The organism is Nocardia sp. NPDC056564, assembly GCF_042793755.1.
Classification (GTDB): Bacteria; Actinomycetota; Actinomycetes; order Mycobacteriales; family Mycobacteriaceae; genus Nocardia.
This window is the reverse complement of record NZ_JBHTUR010000040.1, coordinates 14,471-35,338: the sequence shown is the minus strand read 5'-3', so window position 1 is coordinate 35,338 and position 20,868 is coordinate 14,471. Positions and strand designations below refer to the sequence as shown.

21 protein-coding genes and 1 tRNA gene are annotated in these 20,868 nt (G+C 65.8%); 9 read left to right on the top strand and 13 right to left on the bottom strand.

What is annotated here, in order from left to right:
• Positions 1-196 precede the first annotated feature (196 nt).
• Together lat and ACFQ9K_RS44900 are read right to left on the bottom strand one after the other, a co-directional pair.
• Positions 197-1,531: an L-lysine 6-transaminase gene (gene lat, locus ACFQ9K_RS44905; protein WP_378726732.1), complete on the bottom strand. Its 1,335-nt coding sequence runs from the start codon at positions 1,529-1,531 to the stop codon at positions 197-199.
• A gap of 63 nt (positions 1,532-1,594) precedes the next feature.
• A complete protein-coding gene (locus ACFQ9K_RS44900) occupies positions 1,595-2,047 on the bottom strand; it encodes an Lrp/AsnC family transcriptional regulator (RefSeq protein WP_150404358.1) in 453 nt (150 codons plus the stop codon).
• 112 nt (positions 2,048-2,159) lie between these two features.
• Between ACFQ9K_RS44900 and ACFQ9K_RS44895 the strand changes: the two genes are divergently transcribed.
• Positions 2,160-3,689: an aldehyde dehydrogenase family protein gene (locus ACFQ9K_RS44895; protein ID WP_378726735.1), complete on the top strand. Its 1,530-nt coding sequence runs from the start codon at positions 2,160-2,162 to the stop codon at positions 3,687-3,689.
• A gap of 49 nt (positions 3,690-3,738) precedes the next feature.
• On the opposite strand, the gene ACFQ9K_RS44890 is transcribed toward ACFQ9K_RS44895, so the two are convergent.
• The 4 genes from ACFQ9K_RS44890 to ACFQ9K_RS44875 all read right to left on the bottom strand — a co-directional run bounded on the left by ACFQ9K_RS44890 (position 3,739) and on the right by ACFQ9K_RS44875 (position 9,446).
• Positions 3,739-4,992, bottom strand: a complete 1,254-nt coding sequence (locus ACFQ9K_RS44890; RefSeq protein WP_378726737.1) for a cytochrome P450 — start codon at positions 4,990-4,992, stop codon at positions 3,739-3,741.
• Positions 4,989-6,377 carry a hypothetical protein gene (locus ACFQ9K_RS44885; protein ID WP_378984565.1) on the bottom strand — a complete coding sequence of 463 codons (1,389 nt, stop codon included), beginning with the start codon at positions 6,375-6,377 and terminating at the stop codon, positions 4,989-4,991. Before ACFQ9K_RS44885 ends, ACFQ9K_RS44890 begins: the two co-directional genes overlap by 4 nt.
• Positions 6,377-7,210, bottom strand: coding sequence for an acyl-CoA thioesterase (locus tag ACFQ9K_RS44880; protein WP_378721611.1), 834 nt, complete (start codon positions 7,208-7,210; stop codon positions 6,377-6,379). The genes ACFQ9K_RS44885 and ACFQ9K_RS44880 overlap by 1 nt, the downstream gene beginning before the upstream one ends.
• 526 nt (positions 7,211-7,736) lie before the next feature.
• Positions 7,737-9,446, bottom strand: a complete 1,710-nt coding sequence (locus ACFQ9K_RS44875; protein ID WP_378721612.1) for an MDR family MFS transporter — start codon at positions 9,444-9,446, stop codon at positions 7,737-7,739.
• A 291-nt stretch (positions 9,447-9,737) separates the two neighbouring features.
• Here ACFQ9K_RS44875 and ACFQ9K_RS44870 point away from each other — a divergent pair.
• The 7 genes from ACFQ9K_RS44870 to ACFQ9K_RS44840 all read left to right on the top strand — a co-directional run bounded on the left by ACFQ9K_RS44870 (position 9,738) and on the right by ACFQ9K_RS44840 (position 14,262).
• Positions 9,738-9,811: transfer RNA gene (locus ACFQ9K_RS44870), tRNA-Met, on the top strand.
• A gap of 919 nt (positions 9,812-10,730) precedes the next feature.
• Positions 10,731-11,009 carry a hypothetical protein gene (locus ACFQ9K_RS44865; protein WP_150404351.1) on the top strand — a complete coding sequence of 93 codons (279 nt, stop codon included), beginning with the start codon at positions 10,731-10,733 and terminating at the stop codon, positions 11,007-11,009.
• A gap of 234 nt (positions 11,010-11,243) precedes the next feature.
• Entirely contained in the window at positions 11,244-11,621 is a 378-nt protein-coding gene (locus tag ACFQ9K_RS44860; protein WP_378721613.1) for a DUF4258 domain-containing protein, read from the top strand.
• Positions 11,622-11,736: 115 nt separating this feature from the next.
• The gene (locus ACFQ9K_RS44855; protein ID WP_378721614.1) at positions 11,737-12,156 is read left to right on the top strand and encodes a toxin C-terminal domain-containing protein; all 420 of its coding nucleotides are present in this window, start codon (positions 11,737-11,739) and stop codon (positions 12,154-12,156) included.
• Complete coding sequence (locus ACFQ9K_RS44850; protein WP_378721615.1) at positions 12,149-12,541, top strand: hypothetical protein; 393 nt, start codon at positions 12,149-12,151, stop codon at positions 12,539-12,541. The genes ACFQ9K_RS44855 and ACFQ9K_RS44850 overlap by 8 nt, the downstream gene beginning before the upstream one ends.
• A 20-nt stretch (positions 12,542-12,561) precedes the next feature.
• The gene (locus ACFQ9K_RS44845; protein WP_378721616.1) at positions 12,562-12,858 is read left to right on the top strand and encodes a hypothetical protein; all 297 of its coding nucleotides are present in this window, start codon (positions 12,562-12,564) and stop codon (positions 12,856-12,858) included.
• A 60-nt stretch (positions 12,859-12,918) separates the two neighbouring features.
• Positions 12,919-14,262, top strand: a complete 1,344-nt coding sequence (locus tag ACFQ9K_RS44840) for a DoxX family protein (RefSeq protein ID WP_378721617.1) — start codon at positions 12,919-12,921, stop codon at positions 14,260-14,262.
• A gap of 1 nt (position 14,263) precedes the next feature.
• On the opposite strand, the gene ACFQ9K_RS44835 is transcribed toward ACFQ9K_RS44840, so the two are convergent.
• Positions 14,264-15,394: a hypothetical protein gene (locus ACFQ9K_RS44835; RefSeq protein WP_378721618.1), complete on the bottom strand. Its 1,131-nt coding sequence runs from the start codon at positions 15,392-15,394 to the stop codon at positions 14,264-14,266.
• A gap of 105 nt (positions 15,395-15,499) precedes the next feature.
• The gene (locus ACFQ9K_RS44830; protein WP_378721620.1) at positions 15,500-15,982 is read right to left on the bottom strand and encodes a DUF2511 domain-containing protein; all 483 of its coding nucleotides are present in this window, start codon (positions 15,980-15,982) and stop codon (positions 15,500-15,502) included.
• Between the two features lie 56 nt (positions 15,983-16,038).
• On the opposite strand from ACFQ9K_RS44830, the gene ACFQ9K_RS44825 reads away from it, so the two are divergent.
• Complete coding sequence (locus tag ACFQ9K_RS44825) at positions 16,039-17,085, top strand: glycosyltransferase family 2 protein (protein WP_378721622.1); 1,047 nt, start codon at positions 16,039-16,041, stop codon at positions 17,083-17,085.
• On the opposite strand, the gene ACFQ9K_RS44820 is transcribed toward ACFQ9K_RS44825, so the two are convergent.
• The 5 genes from ACFQ9K_RS44820 to ACFQ9K_RS44800 form a co-directional block, all read right to left on the bottom strand.
• Positions 17,086-17,961 (bottom strand): ABC transporter ATP-binding protein, encoded by an 876-nt coding sequence (locus ACFQ9K_RS44820; protein ID WP_378721623.1) that lies wholly within the window; start codon positions 17,959-17,961, stop codon positions 17,086-17,088. It abuts the gene before it with no gap.
• A gap of 17 nt (positions 17,962-17,978) precedes the next feature.
• Complete coding sequence (locus ACFQ9K_RS44815; protein WP_378721624.1) at positions 17,979-18,758, bottom strand: hypothetical protein; 780 nt, start codon at positions 18,756-18,758, stop codon at positions 17,979-17,981.
• Positions 18,755-19,303, bottom strand: a complete 549-nt coding sequence (locus tag ACFQ9K_RS44810; RefSeq protein ID WP_378721625.1) for a hypothetical protein — start codon at positions 19,301-19,303, stop codon at positions 18,755-18,757. Before ACFQ9K_RS44810 ends, ACFQ9K_RS44815 begins: the two co-directional genes overlap by 4 nt.
• A gap of 77 nt (positions 19,304-19,380) precedes the next feature.
• Complete coding sequence (locus ACFQ9K_RS44805; RefSeq protein ID WP_378721626.1) at positions 19,381-20,280, bottom strand: hypothetical protein; 900 nt, start codon at positions 20,278-20,280, stop codon at positions 19,381-19,383.
• Positions 20,277-20,846 (bottom strand): RNA polymerase sigma factor, encoded by a 570-nt coding sequence (locus ACFQ9K_RS44800; RefSeq protein WP_378721627.1) that lies wholly within the window; start codon positions 20,844-20,846, stop codon positions 20,277-20,279. Before ACFQ9K_RS44800 ends, ACFQ9K_RS44805 begins: the two co-directional genes overlap by 4 nt.
• Between the last annotated feature and the right edge of the window lie 22 nt (positions 20,847-20,868).

The window sequence follows — 20,868 nt, the reverse complement described above, 5'->3', positions numbered from 1 at the left end:
ATATCTACGACGTAGATATCGCCGCGCCGGCGACCGGAAGCCCAGAAGGCCCGCACGAACCCGCTGTTCGCGTCGACGGCGTAGCCGCCATCGACGACCGTGGGGCAGGAAATTTGCCGGAAGCAACCGGGTTGGACCGCAAAACGCGCGGCCCGACCGACGGAGTTCCGTCGGGCAGACCGCGCGAAAGCCTCGTCTACTCCAGGCCGGCGAGTACCCGATCCAGCGCGTCGACCGCCGCGTCCAGCTCGGCCACGCTGACGGTCAGCGGCGGCCGGAAGCGGATGCTGCGCTCACCCGTGCCGAGGATCAGCACATGCTCGCGTTCGCGCAGCGCGGTCAGCACCTCGTCGCGCAGGTGCACCGAGGACACGGTGACCGCGCACATCAGCCCGCGTCCCCGCGGCTCGGTGATGCTCGGATGCTGCCTGGCCAAGGTTTCCAGCCGATCGAGCAGATGCGCGCCGAGCGCCCGCGACCGTTCGATCAGCGAATCCTGCTCGAGCACCTCGAGAATGCGCCGCACCCGCACCATGTCGGTCAGGTTGCCGCCCCAGGTCGAGTTGATCCTGGAGTTGACCACGAACACGTTGTCCGGCACCTCGTCCACGCGCCCGCCCGCCATCACGCCGCAGACCTGGGTCTTCTTGCCGAACGCGACGATGTCCGGCTGCACGCCGAGCTGCTGGTAGGCCCAGGTGGTGCCGGTCATGCCGACGCCGGTCTGCACCTCGTCGAGCACGAACAGCGCGTCGTTGTCGTGGCAGAGCCGCTGCATGGCCTGCAGGAACTGCGGCCGCATGTGCCGGTCGCCGCCCTCGCCCTGGATCGGCTCGGCGATGAAACACGCGATGTCGTGCGGGTTTTCGGCGAACGCGCGGCGCGCCTGGTCGAGCGCGCTGGCCTCGGCCTCGTCGATGTCGAACGCGTCGGTCAGGTAGGGCGCGTCGATCCGCGGCCAGTCGAACTTGGGGAATCGGGCGGTCTTCACCGGGTCGGTGTTGGTCAGCGACATGGTGTAGCCGGTGCGGCCGTGGAACGCGCCGGTCAGGTGCAGCACCTTGGTGCCGAGTTCCGGTGCGCGGCCGTTGCTTTCGTTGTGCCTGCTCTTCCAGTCGAACGCGATCTTCAGCGCGTTCTCCACGGCGAGCCCGCCGCCGTCGATGAAGAACAGGTGCGGGAGCCGGGGATCGCCGAGCACTCGGACGAACGTCTCGACGAACCGCGCCATTTCCACGGTGTAGATGTCGGAGTTGCTCGGCTTGTTGAGGGCTGCGGTCACCAGCTCCGCGCGGAAGTCGGCGTCCTCGGCCAGCGCGGGGTGATTCATCCCCAGTGCGTTGGACGCGAAGAAGCCGAACATGTCGAGGTAAGAGCTGCCGTCGCGTTCGTCGACGAGGGTGCAGCCGCGGGACTCCTGTAGGTCCAGCACTAAATCGAAGCCATCAGCGAGGATGCTGGCCGACAGAATCTCGTGCACCCGGGCGGCGGGGGTGACCGCCGGGCGGGTGCGTTCCAGTTCGATGGTCACACCATCGAGGATACGAAAATTTACGGTTTCTGTACAGGAAAGCGGATTAATTACACGTAACGGCTACCTGTCATAGAATGTCTGCAGGATGATGGTGCTTCGAGTCCTGACGTTGGCGGTCGCTCTGATCTCCTGCAGAAGTTGCTCGAGGTGCCGCGGCGAGGCCACGCGGACCAGCAGCATGTAGCTCTCGTCGCCCGCCACCGAGTGGCACGCCTCGATCCCGGGGATGTGCTGCAACACTGCGGGGGCGTCATCCGGCTGCGATGGGTCGAGAGGAGTGATCGCGACGAATGCCGACAACAGCTGGCCGAGTGCCTCCGGGTCGACATGCGCCGTGTAGCCGCGGATCACCCCGCGCGCTTCCAGCCTGCGCACCCGCGATTGCACGGCGGACACCGACAGGCTCGCCTTCTCGGCCAGGTTCGACAAGGTGGCGCGCCCATCGGCCATCAATTCACGAATCAGCAGGCGATCAATGTCGTCGAGTGCAGGTCGTGCAGGTGTATCCGCCATCAGCGGAGACTAACCCAGGCGGACCCCCTCGTGGCAGAAACCTCACCCCGATCCTCCCAAGACATGGGACAGATATGCCGCATTGCGGCCGAAAGGTACGGCGGAGCAACACATGACGGATGTACTCGGCGACCAGTCCACCCGGGAACTCGCGGAGCGCGCGGCGGCGGTGCTGCGCGGGCTCGGCGTTGAACCCCCCGAACCGGGCGACCTGCCCGCCCGCAGCCCGATCACCGGAACCCAGCTGACCACCCTGCGATCCAGCACATCGGCCGAGGTCGATGCCGCGATCGACCGCGCGGCCACGGCATTCCGCGCCTGGCGCACGGTGCCCGCCCCGGTGCGCGCCGCGGTGGTGCGCAGGCTGGCCGAACTGCTCACCACGCACAAGAGTGAGCTCGCCGAGCTGGTCACGCTGGAGGCAGGCAAGATCGGCCCGGAGGCCGCGGGCGAGGTGCAGGAGATGATCGACGTCTGCGAATTCGCGATCGGCCTGTCCCGCCAGCTTTACGGCCAGACGATGCCCTCGGAGCGCCCCGGCCATCGGCTGATGGAGACCTGGCACCCGCTGGGCGTCGTCGGGGTCATCTCGGCGTTCAACTTCCCGGTGGCGGTGTGGGCGTGGAACACCGCGATCGCGCTGGTCTGCGGCGACACCGTGGTCTGGAAGCCGTCGGAGACCACGCCGCTCACCGCGCTGGCCTGCCACTCCCTGCTGCGCCGCGCGGCGACCGACGTCGGCGCGGATCCCGAAGTGCACCAATTGATTCAGGGCGGCGCGGAGATCGGCGCGCAGCTGGTGGACGACGAACGGGTGGCGCTGGTGAGCGCGACCGGCTCGGTGCGGATGGGCAAGATCGTGGCGCCGCGGGTGGCCGAGCGGTTCGGCCGCTGCCTGCTGGAGCTCGGCGGCAACAACGGCGCGATCGTCACGCCGTCAGCCGATGTGGAGCTCGCCGCGCGCGGCATCGTGTTCGCCGCGGCGGGCACGGCCGGGCAGCGGTGTACCTCGCTGCGCCGGCTGATCGTGCACGCCGACGTGGTCGGGCCACTCGTCGAACGGATCGAGAGCGCGTATCAGCAACTGCGCGTCGGCAATCCGCTCGAGGACGGGGTGCTGGTCGGTCCGCTGATCGACGGCCGGGCCTACGCGGGCATGCGCGCCGCACTGGACAAGGCCCTCGCCGACGGCGGCGAATTGATCTGCGGCGGTGAACGAGTCGACGGTTTCGGCGACGACGCGTACTACGTGCGGCCCGCGATCGTACGGATGCCCGCGCAGACCGCGGTGGTGCGGGAGGAGACCTTCGCGCCGATCCTGTACGTGCTGACCTATCACGACTTCGACACCGCGATCGCCCTGCACAACGAAGTGCCGCAGGGACTCTCGTCCGCGGTCTTCACCTCGGATCAGCGCGAGGCGGAGCGCTTCCTGGCCGCCGACGGGTCCGACTGCGGCATCGCCAACGTCAATATCGGCACCTCCGGCGCCGAGATCGGCGGCGCGTTCGGCGGCGAGAAGCAGACCGGCGGCGGCCGCGAATCCGGGTCGGATTCGTGGAAGGCGTACATGCGCCGGGCCACCAACACGATCAACTACTCCGCCGAACTGCCACTGGCACAGGGCATCAAGTTCGGCTGAGTAAAAGCTCGAGGGCCCAGATCGCGAACCGATCTGGGCCCTCGGCCGGTCAATCGATCACGGTCGGCAACGTTTGCAGACCGCGCAGGAAGGTACTCGGCCGCCACTGCACCTCGTCGGCCATCTTCATGTTCGGGTACCGAGCCACGATCTTCTCGAACGCGACCTTGGCCTCCAGCCGGGCCAGCGGGGCGCCGACGCAGTAGTGGATGCCGTGCCCGAAGGCCAGGTGCCCACCCTTGCTCTGGCCCGCCTGACCGATCTCGATGCCGTGCGGGTTCGCGAACTGACCCGGATCGTGATCGGCCGCGGCCAGCGACACCGACACCAGCTCCTCGGCCGGAATGTCGATGCCCGCCAACGTGATCGGCTCCGAGGTGTAGCGCAGGGTGGCCAGATGGACCGGCCCCTCGTGCCGCAGGAACTCCTCGATCGCCGCCGGAATCCGCTCCGGGGTCAGGGTCAGCTCGGCGTAGAGCACTCGGTCGCGCAGCATCGCGTAGAGCCCGTTGCCGATCAGGTTGACCGTCGTCTCGTGACCGGCCACCAGGATCAGGAACAGCATCGCGATGAGTTCCCGGTCGCTCAGCTTGTCCCCTTCGTGATTGGCCATGATCAGCTGGGACAGCAGGTCCTCGCCGAGATCCTTCGCCCGCTCGGCGACCAGCCCGATCAGATAGGTGGCCAGCTCGATGCTCGCCGCACCGCGCTCGGCCGCCGTCGCGTAGAACGGCGAATTCGCCGCCGCCACTGGATCTTCGGCGTTCTCCGCGGACGCGGCCGTCATGGTGGTCGACAGCTCGCGGAACCGCGCTCGGTCCGCCTCCGGCACGCCGAAGAGTTCGCAGATGACGGTCATCGGGATCGGCAGCGCGTAGTCGGCGATCAGGTCGACCTCGGGCTTGCCCGCCATCTCGTCGAGCAGCTGATCGGCGAGCGCATCGATGCGTGGATGCAGCCGCTCCACGGTGCGCGCGGTGAACGCCTTGGTCACCAGCCTGCGCAGGCGGGTGTGGTCCGGCGGGTCGGAGCTGAGCATGTGCTCCCACAGGTCCGTGCTCACGGTGGTGTACGAGTCGCCGGGGCGCAGTGCGGTGGTGATCGGCGCCAGCGCGGCCGCGCCCTTCTTGATCCGGCCGTCGGCGAGCACCGCACGGGCCAGTTGATAGTCGACCACCAGCCAGGAGGTCAGTCCGTTGGGCAGCAGGACGTGATGGATCGGGCCCTGCTTGCGCAGTTCGTCGTACACCGGGTGCGGGTCGTAGACGAAGTCGGTGCCCAGTTTGATCAGTGGCTTGGTCATGAGAACTCCTTGGCCGTCTGGCTCGTGCTGCCGCCGCCGGTGCTGACCCGCAACGGGTTCAATCCCCAGGACTCGGCGATCAGTCGCGCCAGGAAGCCCAGTTCCTCATCGGTGTGCGCCATTTCGGGTTTGAGGCTCTCCAGCACCCACTGGATCTTCCCGTCGAACTCCGAGAGCCAGGTCGCCAGCGCGATCGGCTGCCTGCCCGCCTGGTCGGTGTCGATGCCCTGGAACACACCGCGCATCACGAAGGCCGTCGGCGCCGCGCCGTGGCGCATCACCGTCGGCACGAACGGATCGAGAACGCCCATGTTGGAACACATTCCGACGGTGATCGGCGGGGTGTCGACCAGCCGTTCGACCACGCCCTCCGGGAGCACGTCGATCAACTCCGGCGGCATCTTCCGCGGACGCGAGATGCCGCCGGAGCCTACCCCGTGTACCGAGCCGAACCCGGCCTTGCTGGCCGCGCGCAGCGGGGCGAGGTCGAACCGGTCCAGCCACTCCCGCTGCACCACGATGGGCACCCGGGCGAACGAATTCGAATCGATCTGGTCTTGCTCGCGCAGGATGCGCACGGCGGTCATCAACACCAATGGTGTTGTCTCGCCGATCGATCCGCAGTGCCGCAGCAGATCGGCGACCAGGGCGAGGTACAGCGTGTTGGGCGAACCGCCGCGCTGGGCCGCGAGGTCCTTCCAGTGTGCCGCGTCGAAGGTGGCGAGCACCGAGCCCTCGCGCCAGCCGAGCGGTGGGGACTCCGGTGCCGCATCGCCTTTCGCCAACGCCCGGCGGATCGCTGTGCGGTGCGCCGGATCTCGGTAGGCGCGGCGGGCCTCGGAAACCACCTCGCGTGCCACGGCGATGCCGCGGCTCACGCCGTCCTTCAGCTCGTCGCGGAGCCGGACGGCATCGTCGAGACCCGCTGTCGTGGCGAGTTCGGGCTGGACCAGCCCGATGGCCGCCATCAAGCCCGCGTGGCCATCGGCGATGGCATGCGAGGCGACGCAGGAACAGACCATGCCGCCGGATCGGGTGGGCACCGCCGAAAGCCGCCAGCCGTAGCCGTTTTCCGGGTCGAGCGGGTACTGTGCCTGATCGTTTGCCCAGGCCAGCGCGGCGGCGTCATCGATGGCGGCGCGCTCGAGGGCCAACGGCAGCGCGGTGTCCGCGAGTACCCAGCGCCATCGGGCGAACGGCACCCGAGGTCGCCGTACCCGCCGCATGAACGGGCCGGAACGCAGCTGGGCATACATCTCGCTCAGCTGATCGTCGGTGAGCCGGTTCGCCATGATCGTCACCGTCTGGCTGATGACGGGGGCGCCGTAACCGTGGTGCAGTCGCAGGAAGGCCTTGTCGGTGAGGCCGACATACACGGGGGCCATCAGGATGCCTCCCGATCCAGCAGGTCCGCGGTATCCGACAGGAACGCCGGCTCGGCCAGCCGCAGCATCCGTTCTTGCGCGACCATCGCCACCAAATCGCCGTTGCGACTGAATATCCGGCCCTGGGTGAAGGCCCGGCCGCCGGCCGCGGAGGGCGATATCTCGTCGTAGAGCAGCCAGTCGTCCACCCGGAACGGCCGCATGAACCAGATCGAATAGTCCAGCGCGGCGGTCTGGATGGCGATTCCCGGGTGCGCCGCCACCGCCGCGCCCAGCAGCGTCATGTCGCTGGCATAGGTCAGCGCGCAGCTGTGCGTCACCGGGCAGTCCGGCAGCTGTCCGGTGTAGCGGAGCCAAACCTGTTGGCGTGCCGCACAGATCGCGCCGTCCGGCACCCGCCGGATATCCCAGCCGTCCCATTCGTTGCCCGCGTCGCCCATGCCGACCGGGGTCAGGTCGTCGGGTGCGGGGGCCTCCGGGCACGGGTCGGCGTGCCGCACGCCGTGGCCGCCGACGTGGAACGAGGCGACCATCAGGAAGGTCTCCCGGCCGTGCTGCAGCGCCCGGATCCGGCGCACCGCGAACGAGCGGCCGAGCTTGACGGTGTCCACCAGGTAGTCGATCGGAATCTCCGGCGTCGTCGCGCGGACGAAGTACCCGTGGATCGAATGGACCGAGAATCCGGCGTGCATCCCGGACGAACCCGCCGCCAGCGCCCGCGCGGCCACCTCGCCGCCGAACGTCCGGACCAACGCGGTTCGGTGCTGGAGCTTCCCACGAAAGAAGTTCGTGTCGATTTGCTCCACCGCCATCGCGTCGAGTAGTTCAACCATGGTCAACCTTCTTTGCCGTGTTCCGATATCGGCGACCACGCTGTCGCGCTCACCAACCCCGGCGGCGGAGCGGTCGATCAGACCACTTCCCGAGCCGGCGGATTGGTTTGTGCCACAAATCGATGACTTTTCAATCTCATGTTGCGACACCATGTAACAGATACAGTGAACCCGCAGCTAATACAGTTCAAGGTGCTGTAATCCATTTCACAGATAACCAGTGACGTCTTTACGGAAATCCTTCAGGATGGAACTACTCGAATCGCCCATACGCGCCAGAATAAGCTCTGAACTGCGAGGATGTTCGACTTCGGATTCCTACAAACTTGGACTATCGGCGAATATCGGCATCGTTCCGCCAACCGACCAATTACCCAAAACGGGCATTGCGTGGCGATCGAGCATCCCCCAGCCAACAGCCGAAAGGGCGTCACAGCGTAACGAAAAGCGGCATCAATTAATAAGCAGTTAACAGCCGAAACATGGATTCAAACTGTCCGATTCCTGCCCATTCCGATGATTCTCCCTATTCGGGACCAGTGCCGTCCGTGCCGATGCCCGTTTCGATCCCGCCGGATTCCCGCAGCGGAATCTCCTTCCAGAACAGCACCAGCACCAATGCGACCAGCGCGAGCACCGCGGCCACGACGTACACCGTCGACATGGCTTCGGCGAAGCCCGTCTGCAACGGTCCGGCCAGCGTCGGGTTCAACTGCTGGATCACCGAGCTGTCGTCGAGCACCTTCTGCACCGCGGCGGAGTCGTGGTGGACCAACCCCTGCGCGAAGGCGACATCGACCGGGTTGCCGCTGTGCAGCCCGGCGATGACCGCCTGCTGATACGCCGGGTGCGTCGAGGCCGCCTCGACCGCGCCGGTCACCTTGGCCGGCAACAGCCCGAACAGCGTCGACAGCAACGCCGCGACGCCCAGCGTGCCGCCGACCTGACGGAAGAACGTGGCGGCCGCGCTGGACACCCCCATATCCGCGGGCGCTGCGGCATTCTGGATCGCTAACGTGATGGGCTGCAACAGGTTTCCCAGACCCACCCCGGTGATCGCCATGAAGATCATGGTCCGCCACAGCGGCGTGTCCGGGGTCAGATAGTGGAACAGGTACAAACCGGCCGCGACCGTCGCGGTGCCGATGATCGGGAACGCCCGATAGCGCCCGCTCCGCGCGATGAGCCGGTTCGACACGATCGACCCCACCATCAGACCGCCGACCATCGGCAGCAGTTGCAGACCCGCCGCGATCGGGCTCGCGCCCCGCACGACCTGGAGGTACTGCGGTACCAGGATGATGCCGCCGAACAGCGACGCCCCGACCACCATCGCGATCGCGACACCGAGCGCGAATGTCCGATTCCGGAAGAGCCGCAACGGAATCAGCGCCGCGTCGCCCATCTTCGCCTCGATCCCGACGAACGCGATCAGTCCGGCCACGCCGATCGAATAGCAGACCACCGCCCCGACGCTGGTCCACCCCCAACCGCGCCCCTGCTCGGCCACGATCAGCAACGGCGTGATGCCCGCGGCGAACGCGATCGTGCCGAGCCAGTCGACCGGTACCCGCGCCGGATCGCGCCGCGGCATCCGCACCACCCGGTACACCACCACCAGCGCGACCAAGCCGACCGGAACGTTGATCAGGAACACCCAACGCCACCCGGTGATCCCCAGAATCACGTGCTGACTTGCGAACAACCCGCCGAGCACCGGTCCGATCACGCTGGCCATCGCCCAGGTCGCCAGGAAATGCCCCTGGTACTTCGCCCGCTCGCGCGGACTCACGATGTCCCCGAGGATCGCCGAGGCCAGCGACATCAGCCCGCCCGCCCCCACGCCTTGAATCGCCCGGAAGACCGCGAGCTGATACATCGACTGGGCCGCCGTGCACAGCAGCGATCCGCCGACGAATATCACGATCGCGGCGAGCAGAAATGGCCTGCGCCCGTACATATCCGACAATTTTCCGTACAGCGGCGTGGTCAGGGTCGCGGTGATCAGATACGCCGTGGTGACCCACGCCTGCAACGAATAGCCGGACAGGTCGTCGGCGATGGTCCGGACCGCGGTCGCCGTGATCGTCTGATCCAGCGCCGCCATGAACATGCCCAGGACCAGGCCACTCAGAATCACCAGCACCTGCCGATGGGTGAAGGCCGCCGGATCACCCGGCCGCACCGCGGGCGCGTCGTCCCGCTCGCTCCGATGTCCGCGATGAGTCAACGCCATCAGCAACTCCTGAAATAAGAAAGCCACGCATCAGTTGTCGAACTGCGGCCATTCCCATCCCCGGACCGCGGCGACCAAGCGCCCACGAACTAAGCAGCAACGATAAACCTCGGTCACGATTCGGGAAACGTCGAGTGATGTCTATCTCTAGTCGCCCGTGTTTGTGATCCAGGACACAGCACAGTCAGGTCGACCGACCCACGGCGGGCCGGCCGCCCACCCTCGCTACGACACGCCCCACCAGGCGTTTTCGCATACGGCCACTCGGTGTGTAAGGTTGGGAACACCCGACGCGGGGTGGAGCAGCTCGGTAGCTCGCTGGGCTCATAACCCAGAGGTCGCAGGTTCAAATCCTGTCCCCGCTACAAACGACAAGCGGCTCGGAACACTACGTTCCGGGCCGCTTTTCTGTTCGGATAGCACGCTCCGCGCGCAAAGTTCGGCCGGCACTTGCGTCCCGGCATGCTCGCGACCACTCTCGAATTCGGCACGTCCAGTACGAAATACGCGGCCGAAACCTACACCGTCGGCCGCCGAGACCGACCGCGTGTATACCCCGACCCGAGGAGTCCGGGATGTCTACCCACGAACACTGGTATCTCACCTACGAGCGCGACGTACTCGGCGCCCCCGGCGAACCATGGCCGACAAGGCGCCGTTCGACATCGCAGCCCGAATCACCGGCGGCACAAGAACCGCCCCAGGTTGCCGAGAAAGAGCACCGCAGGTCGCTCCTCAACACACTCCGCGCCGCCTGCCGCGCCGTCACCCAGATAGCCCACAGCACATACTGACGCCGCCCGCCGCAGCGCTACCCGCCGAACTCGCACGACCGCAATGCTTTACTGCGCACCGCACCAAGACTGACCTGGTCGCGCCCGCCGCGCGATGACCGGCTCGATATCCGCAGCACCACCCTGCCTGCCCGGCTCTGTCGTTGAGCGAGCACGCCTTTCCGCGTGCAAGATGCCTCGATCCGTGCCGATGCCACACCCTCGCCGCGTCGTTGGCAGCCATGTGGCAGCCGCAGCACCAGCCTGCCCATAACCAGTTCGGCACCTATTGCCCAACGTTCCGGTACTGCGATCTCATTGCGATGGATCCGAGCAGATCGGCGTTTCGCCAACCCGCGCAAAGCGCGCCAGAGGCTGGGTCGCATATTTGTAATATGCAGTGCCACAATACATTTGGCAGTCCTTTCTTGCTTTCGCGATTGCAGCGCAGCACTATTCTCGCTTGCGATCGACGCAAACCTGCGTCGGCATTACACAGAGGATTTCACTCATGACAAAACTGCGCTTTGCCGCTGCAATCGCGGGAATCTCGGCGGGGATCAGCCTGCTCGGGTTGCCGGCCCAAGCATCCGCTGACACTCCGGTGCGGGGTCCGGCTATTGCCGTCGCACAGCAGGTCCCCGGGTCGTTCGATGTCGCCGAGATGTACTGCGCACCTGGGCAAGACGGCAAGATCGTGTGGATTCAAGACGGGTTCTACGAATGCAAGCACGTGGGTGACTACAAATTTGTCTGGGTCCCTCGGCCCGACCGTGGTCCGCAAGGCTGATTCTTCGACCGCTTCGGCAATTGCCTAACGCTCTATCCGATGGCCTCCGACAGACGTTGGAGGCCATCCAGCCCCACCACACCGACTGCCACCCGGGTGCCAAAAGTGCCTCAGACCAATGCGATCGGCCGCACGGCGATGCAGGATAAGTCCGTCGGGGGGCGATCGAGTCGGCTGCCTGACCGTCAACAGACCGGGCTGCAGGAGCCCGGAATTCATCAAGGAGGGGAACCCTTGCGATCGATCATCCGTATGGCGGCACCGCCGCTGGCGGCGTTTGCCATTCTCTTGTCCGGAATGCCCTTCGCTGCCGCGACTTCCACCGTCGCACCGGACATCAGTCCCGTATCCGTCGTGACCGACCGGGCTGCCGCGGCAACCGATATCCGGTTCGACGAGGTCGCGGGACGACGGCCTCACTACATCGCCGGGTACACAGATCACGCGCGTCAGCGAATGGCCGAGCGGAGGATCAACGAGAGCCAGGTCGAAGACGCCATCCTCAGTCACTACGAGGGGCAATGGCAGCCCGAACACCGCACCTGGAAGGTGACCTGGGGCGGGATCTCCGTAGCGATCAACGAGGACGCCACCATCGTCACCGTCATGTAGCGACCTTTCGGCCGCCGTCGTAGCAGTCGGCTGCTATGACGGCGCCCGAAGCACTGCTAGCCAATGCGTTTCAGCTCGGCGGCTTTGCCGAGCGACCTCGACGATCGGAAATACCATGAAGACCATCCGCAAATCCTTTGTCGCACTGCTGTTCGCAGCGCTGCCACTGGTCGCGTTGACCAGCACCCAGGCGGCTGCCGCACCCGGCTCCGACGCCCCCGCACTCGCCGCGCCGATCGCCGTCGAAACCGACGCCCCAGGTGTGCCATTCGAATTCCAGGCCGTTGCGGGCAAGCGATTCAATGACGGCGAGGACCGGGCCGCCGCCCAAGACCTCGGCTACGCTGAAGCCAAAGTCGGCAAGAGCCACGGGTGCCTGATCTTCAAGCACTCGAAGAAGAATCTGTACATTACGCAGGACGTCGATGGCCACAACGGGGGGCGCTGGAAGATGGCGAGTTCACCGGAAGGGCTCGGCTCGAAGCAGACCCGGATGGGCACGTACGACGAAAACCTCAACCGGATTGGTGACTGACTTGGATCATCCGAACAACGGCACTGCGGACCCATCGCCCGCCACCGGACAATGGCAGATACGGTTCGAGCCCGGGGCGACCAAGGAAGCGATCGAGCGGATCGCGGATTTCGCAGTCGCCGAGGGTATCTGTGGTCCCGACTCCGCGGATTTCATCCGCGCGGGGCGGGATCCCAGATATTGGTACTCGGGTGCGTTGAATCGCGATGAAGTCGATGCTCACCGCCGGACGTTGCGCGCAGTATTGAACGACGAACCGCTGACCGCTGAGGATTTCGACCTGATGCGCGAGTCGATCCGGCAGTTCGACGACTGGCTACGGGACCTGGCCTATCCACGCGAAGCCAGCTACGACGCGGACACCACGTTCTTCGACTTCGACTGACAAGAAACAGGAGCACCATCATGTCCGAGCCCGGAGCACACCGGTGGCAGATCCTGTTCCCGGATGGATTGTCCGAAGCGCAGGTGACGCGGCTAGCGGAGTTCGCCACCGACAGCGGTATCGAAGAATCGCTGCACGGTGTCGATGACCGTTCGGTGTTCCGCTACGACTACGACCGAGCGACGGTGGAGCTGTATCGCCACCTTTTCCAGAAGATTCTCGGCCGCACCGAACTCACCGCGAACAACCGAATGGTCTTGGCCGATCGTCTCGCGGAACTCGACACGTGGGCCGAATCAACGACCATGCCTGAATAATTCGCCGAGCCACGAGCAGTGTGACGCTCGCGCCGCCGGCGAGCGAAGGATTGATTTCGAATGTCGGTGATCACGCGTGCACAGCCGCAGCAGGAACAGCGCGAAGATTCCGCGGTCAGCGCATGGAACCCGCTGACCCGCATCATTTTCCGCTTCTGCGTCGTGCACTTCGGTCTGTACTGCTTATTCACCCAGATCGTCAGCCCTCTTCTCGGATTCCTGAGCAGACCATCCGCCGGGCTGAACGCAGGCTGGCTGATGACACCAATCGTCGATTGGACGGCCGCGCACATCGTCGGTGTGCGCGAGCCGCTGGTGCACGTCGCAACGGCGAGTAGTGACCGGACCTATGACTGGATCCTGCTGTTCTGCCTGCTCGTCATTGCCGCCGTGGCAACCCTTGTCTGGTCCGTCCTGGATCGCCGTCGTGGCAATTATGTGAGGCTGCTTGCCTGGTTCCGATTGTTCCTGCGGTTCAACCTGGCGGGACAACTCCTGCTGTACGGCGTGGCTAAATTAATGCTGACGCAGATGCCGTCACCCCCGCTGACCACGCTGGTGACACCATTCGGCGAGCTGACACCGATGGGACTGCTGTGGTCCTCCGTCGGCGCGGCGCCGGCCTACGAGATCCTGATCGGCAGTTTCGAGGCGGCCGGCGGGTTACTGCTGTTGTTGCCGCGGACGACCACGCTCGGAGCGGTCCTGGGCACGGTCGGACTGACCCAAGTCTTCGTGCTGAACCTGACCTATGACGTTCCGGTCAAGTCCATGTCATTGCACCTTCTGTTGATGAGCGGATTCCTGCTCGCGCCCGAACTCGGCCGTCTGCTGGATGTCCTGCTGTCTCGTCGGCCGGTCGGACTTTCGACACTGCCACCGCTCTTCCGAGCCAGTCGACTGAACCGGATCGCTCTGTTCGCACAGATCTTCCTCGCGCTGTGGATCACGATCCCCATCGCCCAGGACTGCGTCACGGCGTGGGGCGAGCACGGCGAGGGCCGACCGAAACCACCGCTGTACGGGGTGTGGAATGTGGAGCGGCTGATATCGGACGGGCAGGAAGTCGCACCGCTGACCACGGACGAGCGCCGATGGCGCCGGGTGTTCTTCGAATATCCCGACGAGTTCAAATTTCAGCGGATGAACGACTCGATCGGCTTCTATCGAGCCACCGTCGACCTCACGAACCACCGATTGGAACTGACTAGATTCGACCGGCCTACGGAAATCAACACGTTGGCGCTGGATACACCGGCACCGGACCGCCTCACGCTGTCCGGCACGCTGGACGGACACCGAGTGGAAATCTCGCTGCGGCAGCTCGACTTGGACTCACTTCCCTTGCTCGGACGGACATTTCACTGGGTTCAGGATTATCCCTACAACCCGAACAGTCGATAGTTCACCTCCCCCGGAGCCAGGACGGTGCACCACCGTCCTGGTTCTCGCCTTTCTCGAGGAATGCCATGTTGTGGTAGAAGTGCATCCCTGTGATGCATGCGTCGGTGGGTTCGGATTCCCTGCCATCGATTTCCTCGTAGTTCAGGCCATCGATCATGGCCTTCAGAAACCCGGCACTCGTCGACGTGTCCGTGTAAATGCCTGCCTTGCCGCCGAAATGGGGCCAGTAGGACGTTTGGAGGTCCTCGATCACGTAGATCCCGCCGTGGCGCAGTGCAGGGAAAAGCGCGTTGAACGTGGCGATCACATGGGCGCTGACATGGCTACCATCGTCGATGATGATGTCGAGCGGCCCGGTCACCTCGACGACGTGGGCCAGGTCCGCTGCCGAGGACTGGTCGGCTTGCAGGACTGTCATGCGCTGCCCGGACAGCGCGGACTTATCGATGATGTCGATGCCGAACACCGCGGCGCGCGGGAAGAACCGCCGCCACATCCGCAAAGACTCGCCGCCGCGCCGCGGATCGGCGTAGCCACCGACACCGATTTCCAGAATGGTCAGGGGGCGATCTCGCACTGCCTCGAAATGCTTCTCGTAATGTCGCGGATACTGATGAACCCCCCATTTGTCCGAGCCGTACCGCACACACAGCTCGGACAATCCCGCCTGATATCCGCGGTCGGTCGAATCCAGCAGCCGCCGAACGGATTCGAACGCCGGTTGCGGCCTGCCGAACGACTCGGGGTCAGAGACGTCGTCCCAGCGAAGCACCCGTGTAGCGGACGAGGCCGCGCAGCGCGGCCCGAAAACGCTGCGCACCAGCTCGATCAACGACTGTTCCACGGTGGCCGCGACGCGCCCCGAAGCCGGCGCCCACAGTATCTCCGAGCCATCGTCGGTTACCCGCACCACCGCTTCGATATCCGCCGTGCCGAGAAAGAGCCGGAACAACACCTCAACCGGCGGGCACCCGCGCAAATCCACACGATCGAGGACCTCCCACAGAACCGCACGCGCGGCCGATTCGACGCCCATCGACTGGATGCTCGCGGAGAGGACGGTGTCACTCGCACCTGCCGCATCGATTAGTCGCGCTAGGTCAGAGCGGGCCACTGTCACATGCTGGGTCATGCCGCGACGCTGGCACCGATCCAGCGCCACGTCAACGAGATGGCAGTAAGTGTGCAGTGCCCATTTCCTCTGCGCCGCAGCGAATATCGACCCCGAACGCCGGACCTACCTCGCGAACTGACACAACTGAAGTGTCCGGCTGCGCAATGCGCCGAGGCTGATCTTGTCACCCCCGGAACCGCTGGCTCGCAGCGGTTCGATGCTCGGTATGCCGGCCTGCTCGGACCTGTCGTTGAGCGCATATGCCTTGCCGTCGGGTGCGACGAAGACCGCCTGCTCGCCCGCGCGGCACTCGATGGTGCCGCGATCAACGGTGAACGGCCAGAGGTAGCCGAGGTTTTCGCTGCCGATCGCCTGGCTGCTCGAGGTCGGCGCCGGCAGCGGCACCGGACTCGGATGCGCCGGATCCTTCGGCCCGGAACCGCCGCCACACGCGCTGATCGTCAGCGCGCCGCAGCACGCGACACCGACCAGCAATAGTCCTCGGACCTGCGAGATCATCTTTCCTCCAAGCGTATCGGTGTTCGTGTACCTATTACGTTGCACACTGCCAAGTTTCGGTTCACGAGCGACGCTGTCAGCGGTCATCGCGACTGCGGGCGGATAGGGTCGGTGCGGAGTCCACCCGCACCCTGGGAGAGCAGTTGTCCGTTCATCGATCGTCCCGCATCGACATCGTCTGTCCGACGTTCAACCGTTCGACGGCGATTCGGGCGACGATCGACAGCGTCCTGGCCCAGACCATCGAAGACTGGACACTGCTCGTGGTCTCCGACGGCTCGACGGACGACACCGACGAGGTCGTCCGCGCCTACCGAGACCAGCGGATAAAGCTCTTACGAGTTGAGCGGTTCGGCCACCCCGGCGGCCCGCGCAACGTCGGCGTCGCGGTGGCTACGGCGCCGTTCGTTGCCTACCTCGACCATGATGACCGATGGCTGCCAACGCATCTGGCGACGCTGCTCGGCTTGCTCGACACAGGCGCGACCTTCGCCGCCACCGGGTGCATTCGAGTCGACGAGAGCGGCAACGAGGTGGCGCGCAGCGGGTTCGCCGACCATGTCTGGCACCCCGAATTGCAGACCACCAACGCTATGTTCGAGCCGTCTCGCGTCGGCCACGCCCGCGGGCTGCTGGCAGAGGTCGGCGGGTGGACGACCGTGCACGCCGGCTACGAAGACTGGGATCTGTGGTTTCGGTCCGCGCGGCACGGCTACCACTTCGACATCGCCGTCGAACCCACCGCGATCCTCACGATCGATCCGGCCTCGCGGCGCAACGGATTGCGTCCACCGCAGGCAGTGGTGTTGCAGCGAGTCGCAAGCCGGACCGTCGCCGAGGCGGTTGTCCAGGCCATCGCCGAGGCGGAGTATCGGACTGCGGCGCGCACGGCATACCTCACCGAAATCTGTTCCTGGTATGCGACTTTGGCACATACCGGGCGCTTCCGGCTGGCCGCCGGCGTAACCCCGGACACGGTCGAGGCAAGCCTCCGTGAATACTTCACCGCTCACCAGAAGCCTTGCTTACTAGAGGAATTGAGGTTTGCGCCGATGGGTGATCAGTACGTGCTGCTGCTTCCGCTGTGGTGCGCCACCGCGACACACGCGCAAGCGATCGGCCGCATACTGCACGAGCGGTTTCCCCAACAGCACACATACCTGCGCGAACTGGTCAGCGCGACCAGTTGATCACCGCGTTGCCGCCCTGGCGGCACGCAGTAGCGCGATGTAGCCGTCGTCCAACGTCGGTGGCACCGGGCGTGATTCGGGCGGTGGTACCGGCCCGACGATTCGATACTCGGTGCCATCGACGGTGCTGGTCACATTGACGACGGTGAAGTCGCCGAGCGGCTCGGTGGCGGCGCGCACCAGATGAGTCTGTCCCTGAGCCAGGGCAACCAGTCCGCCGGTCGTGCCGTGGTAGGCCAGCTTGCCTTCGGTCAGCACCGCGGCCATCGGGCAGCTGTGCGCCACATCATCGAGGATGTGCGTGGACAGCACGACCATTCGATCGCCGCCGAGTTGACCGAGCAGGCTGCGGAAGCGGATCCGTTCCTCGGGGTCGAGGCCTGCCGTCGGTTCGTCGACGATGATCAGCTTCGGGTCGCCGAGCAGGGTCTGCGCGATGCCGAGCCGACGCTTCATACCACCCGAGTATCGTCCGATCCGTTGCGTGCCAACCGATTCCAATCCGACTCGGTCGAGCAGGCTGTCGATCTGTGACCGTCGGGTCCGCTTGTCGTCGATGCCTTTGAGCAGCGCGACATAGTCGAGAAACTCGCGTCCAGTGAGATCCGGGTAGAGCGCGAGCTCTTGCGGCAGATAGCCGAGCAACCGCTTCACCGCGGTCCGCCCCGCAGTGGTAGCCATGTCGTGCCCGCACACCGACACCGTGCCGGACGTCGGCCGGATCGTTCCCGTCAGGATGCGCAGGAGCGTGGTCTTGCCCGCGCCGTTCGTGCCGAGCAATCCGGTCATGCCTTCGGTCATGGTGAGGTTGATCTCGTTCAGGGCGACGGCGGGCCCACGATAGACCTTGGTCAGGTTGCGTAGCGTAATAGTCATCCGAACTCCATTCCGGCTCAACGACTCTCGGCGAGTATCAGGTGTCCGATCAGAAAGGCGAGCAACGTCGTCGCGAGCGTCAGCGCGAGAGCGGCGACGGCGGGCGCGAGGCCGGCCGCCGGGTGCAGCCAGCCGCCGTCCGGCTGTGCCAGCACGACACCGAGCCATTGCGCCGCTTGATAGTCGCCCAGCGGCGACAACACCGTCTTGGCCACCGTCGGGATCGGAACCAGTGGCGTCAGCGCCGTCGCCCAATACCAGAACGGCACGGTAAGCACGCGGGCGACCGCGCTGGGCAACAGCAGACTCAGCACGTTGGTGAGCACGGTGAGCAGCAGCGACCCTGGCAGCACGATGGTCAGCAGGCCGATCAACGCCGCGACGAACGGTCGTGGCCCGCCCGACGTGACTGACAGCCACAGGCCCATGACCAGCAATATCAGCACACCAGGAACTGAGGCGACCAGCCATGGTCCGAGCAGGATCCCGACCGATCTGGTCCGTCCCCCGGCCGGCGTGGCATCGAACAATTCACGCAACCCCGGTCTGCGCTGACCCGCGAGCCGGTCGGCCAGCGCGACGGCGATACCGATCGATCCGAGAAAATTGAGCAACAGCGCGGTATCACCGATCGCAGCGATCTCGTCGGTCCGGTTCCGCCCACGGGGAAAGCCGCCGAGCAGCATGATCAACGCGCAGAGCGGAATCAGCGACAGCCACACCACCCGGTGCCGGAGGGCAAGCAAGGCTTCGTAGCGGATGGTTGCGCCGAGCGCCGCGGCGGGCACGCCCCTCATCCGCGTGCTCCGCGCAACTGTGCCTCGCTGTCGGCGACGCGCAGCGCGGCAGGCCAGGCGCACAGTGCCGAGATGGCCAGCAGTATCGCGGCTTGCACCGGCACCGCGCGGGCAACCTGGTCCAGTACCAGCAATTTCGTCAACCATGCGGTCGTGACGATCGCGGAAGCACCTGCGGTGGAACGGAACTCGACGATGACGTAGGTCGCGATACTGATCAGCGCCAGCGCGAAGACCATGTTCCCCACCAGTAGAGCGCCTGCGCTGTCGCGCACCACGGGCGACCCGAGCAAGTCGATCAGCAGCACCGCGCAACTCGCCGAGGCCACCACCAGCGCGACGCGACGCGCGACAGTCAGCGGGTACGGCGTCCGTACCGTCAGCTGCAGTTCGATCATCTGCTCTCCGCCCAGCGCCGCCGCGGTGGTCAGTCCTGCCGCCAACGCCACGGTATCGACCGCCGCGACCTGCGCGGCCGGACCACCGCCCAGGGCGACGAGTGCGATGCTCAGCACTGCGGCCACGGCCGGCGGCAGCGTCAGCACGCTTCTTCCGCAGCGCCGAATTTCGTACAGCCACATCGGATTCACATCAATGGGGTAGCGAGCGGTCGCCGATCGGTTCATCCGGCCACGACACTGTATCGAGGCCTGCTCATCCCGATCGCCGCGACGACAAGCAGCAATGCGGCAAGCGCCAACGTGGCCGCAGAGGTCGACCACAAGGGTTCGATCAGCGCACCGATGCGGTGCGCCGGACCGGTATCCGAGGACGCTGCGGCACCGAGCAACCACACGACGGCACCCGCGATCGCCCCGACCGGTGGGGACCGCCAGACGGCACACACGACGCCGAACGCAGAGGCAAGCATGGCTGGCCCGAGCCACCCCGCGACCATGGCGGGGAAGTCCGCCGTCGCACCCAGCTCACTCGCCAGCATCGATGCGAGCAGCGCGAGCGCGGTATCGACGACGAGGACGACCAGCAGCCTGCACGCGAACACCACGGCGGGCGCAGTGGGCAACGTACTGAACAACTCGAGCCTCGGGTCGGTCCGCGGCAAGCAGACGGCCAACGTTCCGAGCTGGAACATGAGGGTGACGGCAAGCCCGAAGACCGTTGGAGCAGTATCACTTTGCTTCGTGAGCACAGCAAGGACCAAGCAGCACGCGAAGCCGAGCACGGTCAGCGGGACCAACGCACGCGGCAGCAGCCGCGCCTGGGTACGCGCCAGCGCCGCGGCGAGCAGCAGTGAACCGCGCCACCCCGGCCGCGCCACTTCGGCCGGGGCGGCCCACGGCATGCCGACGGCATCGCCGAGCAAGCTGTCGAACGAGGGCGTGCGGATGGCGCCCACCAATTCGGCGGAAACCTGCCGCGCGGCGACTGCCACGTTCTGCCAACCCTCGGCCCGTGCCCGGCACTGGGCGCAGCCGTTCAGGTGCGCTCTAGCGGAGTCGTCGCGCGCGTCGACCAGTTGGTCGTCCGACAGGTGCGGACCGAAGGAATTCGGGGTGCTCATCTCTCGCCTCCGTATCGGGTGGACAGGTCGGCGGTTGTTCCGGCCAACGCCAACGCAAGTCGCCTGCGTGCGTGCGACATTCGGCTCTTCACCGTGCCGACCGGGATGCCGAGAATCGCCGCGACGTCCGGGTAGGACATATCGTCGACCAGCACGAGCAGCAGCACCTCGCGCAGGTGTTCGGGCAGGTCACGGATGCTGACGGCCAGCTCGGTGCGGGCAGCGTTGGCGAGGACGATGTCCTCGACGGTGCCCGCTTGATCGGACATCTCCGCCGTCTCGTCGATGTCGACCGTGACGAGCACGGACTTGCGCAGATAGTTGTGCGCCTGGCGTTTGGCGACGCCGAACAGCCAGCCGCGGGCGGACGACTCACCACGGAAACTGTCCGCCGAACGCCAGACGGCGAGCCAGGTCTCCTGCAGGATCTCCTCCGCCACCCCGCTCTGCGCCGTCATCCGGCGCACCACCCGCAACATCGCAGGTGCATGCCTGTCGTAGAGCGCACGCAAGCATGCCTGATCCCCCCTGGCCACCGCGGCCAGCAGTGCTTCGTCCGTGTCCACACAGTCGTGTGTAGCGTGTGCG